Source organism: Janthinobacterium sp. GW456P (assembly GCF_002127655.1).
In the GTDB taxonomy this organism is placed as follows: Bacteria; Pseudomonadota; Gammaproteobacteria; order Burkholderiales; family Burkholderiaceae_D; genus Janthinobacterium.
Genome location: NZ_NEHB01000058.1, coordinates 1 through 8,636 on the forward strand (window position 1 = coordinate 1; position 8,636 = coordinate 8,636).

Genomic DNA, 8,636 nt, shown 5'->3' on the forward strand with positions numbered 1-8,636 from the left:
CCGCATCGCGCCGCATTTCCATCAACTGCTCCGACCGAGACAGCCGGCTCAAGGCATGCAGGGCCTGGGTCAGTGCATGGCGGGCGCGCATATCGTTCGCCGTGCCCGGCGCACCATACACCGCAATCACCAACTCATTGATCAGCTTGACGCTAGTGGAATCGGAAGCCATTTATTCTCCTGAGATAAGCAGCGGGAAGGACATCGGGACAGCGCTGACGCTGTGCACATTCGTACAAGAATGTCTTTTATACCAAGCTCGACAATTGAAGCGCTTGATGTATCTCAATGTGAAATAACAAGGATCGAACATCTTTCCTCCCCGGCTCTCTTACTAGCAGTAGTTACGGCCATGCCTGGCATGCGCCATTGACGCTGACCTCCGCCACACCCTGAAAACCGGGTTACCACTTTGTCAGACCAAGAGGAGAACAAGATGAGAGCAAAAAAAACCATGGCGCTGGCCGGCCTGCTGTGTATGCTGGCCGCCTGCAGTTCAAATCCCAACAACACCGGCATGAGCAGTACGAATGGCCGCAGCGGTGAAAGCTACAGCAATACGGCCGGGACGGGCAGCACATCGACCGGGACCGCGACCGGAACCAGCACCAGCAGCACGATGAGCAATGCCGGCACGGGCAGCAGCACCGGCGGCGCCGACACGCGTACCTCCACGGCCAATAACACCATGAACATGGACGGCAGCCAGACGGGCGTCAGCATCGCCTCTGCCACGGTACAGTCGATCGAGCCAGTGCCGCGCGGAATGGAGCAGCGCAGCGGCGACATGCAATCCGGCAGTTCCGGCACGGCGGGCAGCACCTCGGGCAATACGCAGTACCGGGTCACCCTGCGCCTGGACGACGGCAGCACACAAACCCTCATGCAAAACTCCCAGCCCAGCTACCAGATCGGCGATCACGTCAAGGTGGTCAACGGCTTGCTGCAGCGCTACTAGACATACCGCGTCGCCATGCGCGATAGCGTTTGGGACTGGCGTTCCGGACGCTGAACGCCGGCGCGACACCGCGCCGCCAGCGTCCTGAGACAGGCAAGGCCGGTATATCATCCGCCTTGCCTGTTGTATTTCATCTGTCTTGCCTGTTGCCTGTTGCCTGTTGCCTGTTGCCTGTTGCCTATTGCCTATTGCCTGTTGCCTGTTGCCTATTGCCCGTTGCCTGTTGCCTTTTCTTGTTTACGCCTTTCCCTGCCTTTCCCCGTTTACGCCTTTTCCCTGTTTGCCTATCCATCCTGCGCCGGGAGCGCCGTTCCAGGCTCCCCCTGCGCAAGCGCCTATTCCACCATGCTCACCTTGCGCCGGCTGGCTGCCAGTCCGGCGATCTGTTCCGCCGCTTTTTTCCCGGCCAGGAAGGCATGGTCGGAATTGTAGTATTCCCATTCGCTGTAGCGTCCCGCCAGCACGATATCCTGCGTAGCCAGCCAAGCCTTCACCAGCGCCACGTTGGCGGCCCGCGCGTGGTCGTACACGACATAGGCGTAGGGCATGTCCACCTGGTTGGCAGCCAGCAGGCGGTCATCGTCGCGCAGCAAGCCCACGGCGATGCAATCGGCCACGCAGCGGTCGATCAGGGCTTGCCCATCCAGCGGCAACGGTTTCCATGGCGAATAACTGATCTCGCACGTCAGGCCAAAGCCGCCCGGCGCATTGCAGTGGGGGCTGGCGTTACCTTGCAGGAAGATACGGTGGAATATCGTCTCTTCCGGGTAGTAGATCCAGTGTTTCTCGCTGATGTTTTCACGTGCCACGCCCAGGTTGACGCAGCGCACGGAGATATGCCGCAAGGCGCGCGCCGCCGCCCGTACCTGCTGCGGCGCCTGCTCGCCGCTCAGACGCACCAGTTCCGGCAAGGGCATGGTGCTCAGCAGGTGCTGGTAGCGGAAGCGGCGTCCATCGGCCAGCACGATCAGGTGCTGGCGCGGCAGGATCTGCACCACCTCGGCATTAAGTTCCAGCTGGCCTAGCAGGTGCGGCAGGAAACCCGACATCAATGCCTGGAAACCACCGCGCAAGGGATAGCCGAAACGGGCATTCGGGCCCATCGGCCTGGCCACCGGTTCGAGCGCGCCCTCGATGATGTCTTCCAGGTTCGGCAAGGGTACCCGCCCGCCCAGCCACGACGTTTCCATCTCGGCCAGCGGCACGGTCCATAATTTCCTGTTGTAGGGAATGGCAAAATGGCGGGCGATGCCGCTGCCCCATACCTGATGGATGAACTGCTCGAAATTGAGTGCCGCCTGGCCCGGCGCCGCCACGGCGTCGTGCGTCTGTTCCAGCCCTGTGCCGCCGTCGGCGCAGCAGTCTTCCACGGCGCAGGCACCAGCCGCTGCATGGCCCGGAACGGCCGGCGCCTTGCCGTAGCGCGCCTCGATGGCGCCGACGATGCATTCCTTGATGACGGCCGGCGGCAAGCCGTACAGCGCGCCCTGGAAAGGATAGCGCGTGTAGACCTGCTTGCTGTACACCCAGGCTTCGCGGTTTTGCCAGTGCAGGTTGGTGCCCAGCAAGGTGCGGTACATGTCGAGCACATAGTCGTCGTTGGAAAACATGATGTGGCCCGCATGGTCGAAGGTAAAACCGCGGTCGACGATGGAGCGGCACCAGCCGCCCACGGCGTCATTTTTGTCCAGCAACAAGGTATCGGCGCCCAGGTGATAGGCGGCGCTCAAGCCCGTCGGCCCGGCGCCGATGATGGCGCAGGCCACGGCTTGCGGCGCACCGGGCGGATGCAGGAGGTTGACGCCCGCGCCCGGTGTGGCGGCCTGTGCCGCGCTGGCGGCGGGCACCGCCTGGCGGGCTCCCTGCGCCGGCGGCGTGGTGTCGAGCAAGTTGCGCATCTGTTCCACCGTGGCATCCCAAGAGGTGGACTCAACGATGGCGCGCATGCCGGCGGCCATGGCCGCGCGCTGTTCCGGCGCCGCGGCCAGCGCCGCCTCGCAGGCGGCGACAAAGGCCTCGGGCGTGTCGGCGATGGCCACGATGCCGCCATACGGCACGGCCACATCGGTGATCGTAGTGCTGACGATGGGCAACTGCGCCGCCATGTATTCCAGCACCTTGGTCGGACTGATGAAGCACGTCGCCTCGTTCCTGGCGAAGGGCAGCAGGCACACGTCCCAGCCGGCCAGGAAGTGCGGCAGCGCCTGGTACGGCTGCTGGCCCAGGTAATGGATGTTTTGCCGCTGCGGCAGGCTGGCCGGATCGATCTTGAGGATGGGGCCGACCAGCACGATCTGCCAGTCGGGATGGGCGTCGGCCAGCGCCGCCACCAGGGCGGGCTCGAAACGCTCGTCGATCACGCCGTAATAGCCGAGCCTGGGCCGTCCGATCTCCGCTTGCGCGGGATGGCCGTTGTGGCGGTCCAGCGCCTGTTCGAAGTGCACGGTATCGACGCTGCTGGCGAAGCAATGGACGTTCGCATGGCGCGTGCGTTTCGCCTCGAAAAGGCTGGGGCCGCCCGCGAACACCAGTTCGGCGCGCGCCAGCAGGGCCGTTTCGCGCTGCAGCAATTGTCGCGGAGCATTTTTGAATGCGGCCAGTTCATCCATGCAGTCATACACCACCAGGCCCGCGTGCAGAGACGGCAGCAGCGGCAGCGCCATCGGCGTATAGAACCAGACGATGGGGTCGTCGGCGGGCGTGATCCGGGCCAGCAGGGGTTGCAGCACGGCCAGCTGGTCGTCGTGAAAGCCGGGCGCCCGCACGGCCGTGCGGGGCTGGCACACGGTCACGTTCGGCGCCGGGGTGGACAGCTCCAGCGTGCCGGGTCCGTCTTGCCAGACTGGCTCCTCGACGAAGACCACGCGGTAGAACTGGGCCAGCCGCGACAGCAGCTGCTGCGGACGTTGATACACGAAATTCCAGCGCAGGTGTGAAAAGACGATGATGGTTCGCATGCCAGTTCCTTTCTGCCCCGCCGGGGCAAACGTTGAACAAAGGTGTGCGGTCAGGCGCTGGGCCTGCCGTAGTGCCGCCGCGTACGGCGGCGAAAGGATGCGCCGCAGCCGCTCCCCTCCAGACTCTTCCAGGCGGACATCCCACAGGCCGCTGCGGTGCCAGTGGCTGGCATCGTCCCAGTCGGGACGGTCGATGACGGGATAGATGCAGATGCCGCGCAGGTCCGCGCCGTGCTGGACGGCCAGCGCCGCCTCGGCGGCCACGTCGCGTATCCAGGCGCCGCGCCCGCTGCCCACGTGGCTCGTTTCCGCCAGCAGCAGCGGCCGCCCATAGCGCCGCCCCACTTCCAGCAACAGCTGGTGCAGCGGCATGCGGCGCGGCTCGCCCAGGTGCCACCACAGGCGCAGGTTGCTGCCGCTTTCCCACTGGTTGCTGTGGTAGTAGTTCAGGCCGATCAAATCCAGGTAGCGTGGCGCGCCGCCCAGTTCCGGCGCCTGGCGCCCGCACAGCATGTCCCAGGCCTCGAACTGCGAGGCGCGCCAGGCAGCGGCCTGGTCGGCCCAGTCCGGCCGTCCCGGCGGCGCGATCACGTGGATCAGGGGATCGCATTGCAGGAAGCGCGCATGCGGGCTGACGGCGCGGATGGCGTCGCAGCCGGCCACGGTGGCGCGCACCAGCTGCCGCTTGCCTTCGTGGCCCGCGTCCGGCCGCTGCATGTTCAGGCACTGGAACATGTGCACCGACAAGCCCCAGCTGGTAAACGAGATTTCGTTGACGGGCGAATACACGGGCGCGGCTCCCGCGTAGGGCGCAAGAAAACGCGCCGCCGCCCGGCAATAGCGGGCAAAGCGCGGCACGAAGTCCGGCGAGAACAGGTCGACGTCGGGCGGCCAGCCGTAGTGGCAGAAGGTCCAGTTGATCTGCAGGCCCAGCTCCTGTGCCACGGCGGCGCGCTCCTCGATGCAGGAAAAGTCGAAATGGCCGTCGCGCTCGGCCAGGCGCCAGCCTATGCTTTCACGCACGCTGCGGATGCCGAACTGGCGCAGCAGCAGATAGTCTTCGCGCCCCCTGTCCAGGTGGCCCGTGGCGCGGTTCATGTCCAGCGCATGGCCGCCGTGCGTGACGTGGTCGGCGCCCTCGTAGCCCGCCTGCCAGTAAGTGAGGAATGGCGCTGCCGCGCCATCGGTATCGGCCATGCCTGCCTCCTAGATCCTGCATTGATGAAACTTGCCAGGCCCACGCCGCGGTCAGCTGAGCCGGATATTGCGGGTGGCCGCGCTGAGCAGTTCCAGCGCGGCCTTCGGCGTTCGGTCCGCCGTCAGCAGGCCATTGGTTTCCTGGAACGTGTCGGCGAACTGCGTGTAGCAAAAGCCGCTGAACATTTGCGCCGTATTGACGACCGTCATCAGGCGCCGGTACAGGTCGAGGAAGGCTGCCTCGTTCCGCACGCGCGCATAGCCCCAGGTATCGGTTTCCCCCTGCTCCCGGTCAAAGGCGATGCCGCCAAATTCCGTCAGGACGATGGGCTGGCCCCGGTGCGGAAAACCGTCGAGCGTAAGGATGCGCCCGCCCGGGCGGCGCTGGTCGAACAAGGTGGTGCGGGCCGAATCGCTGATCGCATAGCGCGCCTGCAGGCGTTCCGGATCGCAGTCGTAATCGTGGATGCCGAGGATGTCGGTGGCCGACGCTTCCCAGCCGTCGTTGCCGATCACGGGCCGCGTGGGGTCGAGCGTGCGCGTCAGGTGGTACAGGGCCTCGACGGCGTTGCGGTGGGCCTGGATGGCCGTCAGGTTGGGCACGCCCCACGATTCGTTGAACGGCACCCAGACGAGGATGCACGGGTGGCTGTAGTCGCGTTCGATCACGTCGGTCCATTCGCGCACCATGCGCGTGATCGCCTTGCCGGAAAAACGGTAAGTGGACGGCATTTCTTCCCACACCAGCAAGCCCAGGCGGTCGGCCCAGTACAGGAAGCGCGGGTCCTCGATCTTCTGGTGCTTGCGCACGCCGTTGAAACCCATGGCCTTGGCCAGTTCCACGTCGTGCCGCAAGGCCGCATCGGAAGGCGCCGCCAGCAGGGTGTCGGGCCAGTAACCCTGGTCCAGCACCAGGCGCAGCGGATACGGCCGGCCATTGAGCATGAAGCGGTCGCGGTTGATGGCCACCGAACGCAGCGCCGTGTACGACCTGACCGTGTCGAGCAAAGCGTCACCATGCCGCAGGGTGACTTCGGCATCGAGCAGGATGGGCCGCTCCGGGCTCCACAGCAATTCGTTGCGCGAATCGTCGATGCCGGGATCGGACAGGGCGATCTTGCGGCTCGCTTCGTTTTCGATCAGCTTGTACTGGTCGTCGGCCAGCAGGTTGTCGCCATGCCAGATGCGCACGCCCACCGTGAGGTCGTCGTGCAGGTCGCCCATGGCGAACACGTCGCAGCCGATTTCATAGCCCTCGAACACGGGCGTCCAGCGTAGCTTGCCGATATAGGTGCTTGCCACGCGCTCGATCCACACGCTTTGCCAGATGCCCGTGGTGCGCGGATACCAGATGGCATGCGGCAGCAGCTGCCAGTCCTGCTTGCCGCGCGGCTTGGCCAGGTCGTGCGGATCGTCCTCGACGCGCACCGTCAGCACCTGCGGCCCGTCGGCCAGCAGGGCATGGCTGATGTTGGCGACAAACGGCGTGTGGCCTCCCTCATGCTCGGCCACCACGTGGCCGTTCAGCCACACCTTCGCATGGTAGTCGACGGCGCCGAAATGCAGCAGCACGCAGGGTCCGCCCGGCTGCAGCAGGAAGTCGCGCTGGTACCAGCACACGCGGTGAAAGCCGCGGTCGCCCACGCCGCTGGCCTGCGATTCCGGCGGAAACGGCACGATGATGTCGTGCGTCCAGCCGATGCCGCCGTCGGGCAGGCGGTAGCGCCGTTCATTGTCGAAAGTAAAACGCCACGCGCCGTTCAGCGATTGCCAGTTCTCGCGCACCATCTGCGGGCGGGGATAGGCGAAGCCGCCCGCCCCAGGCAGGGCGATACCGGCCTGGCCGTCATCCGTATCGGGTGGGGAGAGATGGTCATCGAGCATGCCAGTTGGATGCGTGCCGCATGGGGCAAGTTCCGCCGTATGGCGCTTGGGCAGTGGCGCATGAGCAGGATCAAACCATGCTCAGTCGAGCGGAACCAGCATGCGTGCGTGGCGTCCCAAAGCGTTAAAGCGCTGTACCACCGTACGCCCCGCGCTGGCCGCGCACTGCTTGCGGCACAGGGCCACGCAGGCGCCACCAAAACCGGCGCCCGTCAGGCGCGCGCCGTACACGGCGGACTGCGCCGACAGCAGCGCCACCAGCGCATCGAGCACCGGCAGCGATACCTCGTAATCATCGCGCAGGCTGGCGTGCGACTGCGCCATCAGCTGGCCGAAGAGCACGGGACCATGCTGGCCGCAAGCCTGCAGCACGCGCAGGTTTTCGCTGACCACGTGGCGCGCGCGGCGGCGGTACGGCTCGGGCAAGCCTTCCACCAGGGACAGCTCGCGCACGTCGCGCAGCGCGGCCACGCCCAGCAGGCGCGCCGCCTGTTCGCACTCGGCGCGCCGCGCGTTGTAGGCGCTGCCGGCCAGGGTGCGCGGCACGCCGCTGTCGATGACCAGCACCTCGCTGTCGTGGGGCAGCGCCAGCAGTTCATGGCGCAGGGTGCGCGCGTCGAGCAGCAGCATGTGGCGCTCGTCGGCCAGGCTGCACGCCATCTGGTCCATCACGCCGCAATGGACCTGCGCGTAGCGGATTTCCGCCTGCTGCCCCATCAGCGCCAGCGACACGTCGTCGATCTGCAGCCCCAGCAGCTGGCGCAGCGCGCGCAGCATGGCGATCTCCAGCGCGGCGCTGCTCGACAGGCCGGCGCCCGGCGGCACGTCCGAATCGATGTGGCCGCGCACGGCCGGCACCGCCACGCCGCGCTCCTCGAGCAGGCGGATGCAGCCTTCCAGGTAGCGGCCGAAACCGGGCGGCGCGGCGCTCTGGCGCTCGAAACGCACGAGTTCGTCAAGGGTGGCCGAATAGAACTGGTGGTGCCCGTCGGCGGCCAGCGCCAGCATCACCCGCGTGCGCTGCGGCGTGGCGCACGGCAGCATGTAGCCATCGTTGTAGTCCGTATGCTCGCCCAGCAGGTTGACCCTTCCGGGCGCCGAGGCCGCCACCACGGGGACGGCACCGAAATACGCGTCGTGTGTGATCATTGCACTTCCAGGGTCAGCGGACGCCGCCGTCCCTGCACCGTTGCCGCCGGCCACTCGGGGTCGCAGGTCAGGTTGTGCAGGCGCCCGCCGCTGAGCAGGAAAGTATCCTCCACCATGCTGCCGGGCAGGCTGGGATGGAAGGCCAGCGCCATGCCCTCCTTCAGGGCGATTTCCGTATGCGCGCCGGCGGCCACCTCGGGCGCGCGGTAGCCGGCGATGCCGCCCTGCCGGAATTCCTGTACCGTATCGGGCTGGCCCGCATACGCATAGGCGCTGTCGAGCGCGTGATACACCATGCTCAGCGCATGCCCCGCCACGCAGGCATCGAGCGCCACCGCTTCGAGCGCCAGGATGGCCGCGTCGGCCTCACCGATGCCGTCGCGCGCGGGACGGGCGGGACGGAAGCGGCGCTGGCGGCTCAGGCTGGCGCACAGGCCGAAACCTTGCGCGCACAGCGCCAGCACGGCCCGTTCGCCCAGCGGCGACGCGGC

Annotated in this window: 4 protein-coding genes and 1 pseudogene; 1 reads left to right on the forward strand and 4 read right to left on the reverse strand. The window is 66.5% G+C overall.

Going from position 1 to position 8,636, the window contains the following annotated elements; translation table 11 throughout:
- The first annotated feature begins 436 nt into the window (after positions 1-436).
- Complete coding sequence (locus tag CBW66_RS28025; RefSeq protein WP_139841824.1) at positions 437-958, forward strand: hypothetical protein; 522 nt, start codon at positions 437-439, stop codon at positions 956-958.
- A 335-nt stretch (positions 959-1,293) separates the two neighbouring features.
- Here CBW66_RS28025 and CBW66_RS28030 read toward each other — a convergent pair whose 3' ends face one another.
- From CBW66_RS28030 to CBW66_RS29170, 4 genes and pseudogenes are all read right to left on the reverse strand, one after another.
- Positions 1,294-5,112 carry an NAD(P)-binding protein gene (locus CBW66_RS28030; protein ID WP_086140998.1) on the reverse strand — a complete coding sequence of 1,273 codons (3,819 nt, stop codon included), beginning with the start codon at positions 5,110-5,112 and terminating at the stop codon, positions 1,294-1,296.
- Positions 5,113-5,163: 51 nt separating this feature from the next.
- Positions 5,164-6,996, reverse strand: a complete 1,833-nt coding sequence (locus CBW66_RS28035) for a glycoside hydrolase family 2 TIM barrel-domain containing protein (protein WP_170933147.1) — start codon at positions 6,994-6,996, stop codon at positions 5,164-5,166.
- A gap of 81 nt (positions 6,997-7,077) precedes the next feature.
- On the reverse strand, positions 7,078-8,145 hold the full coding sequence (gene galK, locus CBW66_RS28040) for a galactokinase (RefSeq protein ID WP_086140999.1): 1,068 nt from the start codon (positions 8,143-8,145) through the stop codon (positions 7,078-7,080).
- Positions 8,142-8,636, reverse strand: a pseudogene (locus CBW66_RS29170) (peptidase M24); the annotation flags it as partial. The gene galK and the pseudogene CBW66_RS29170, both read right to left, overlap by 4 nt.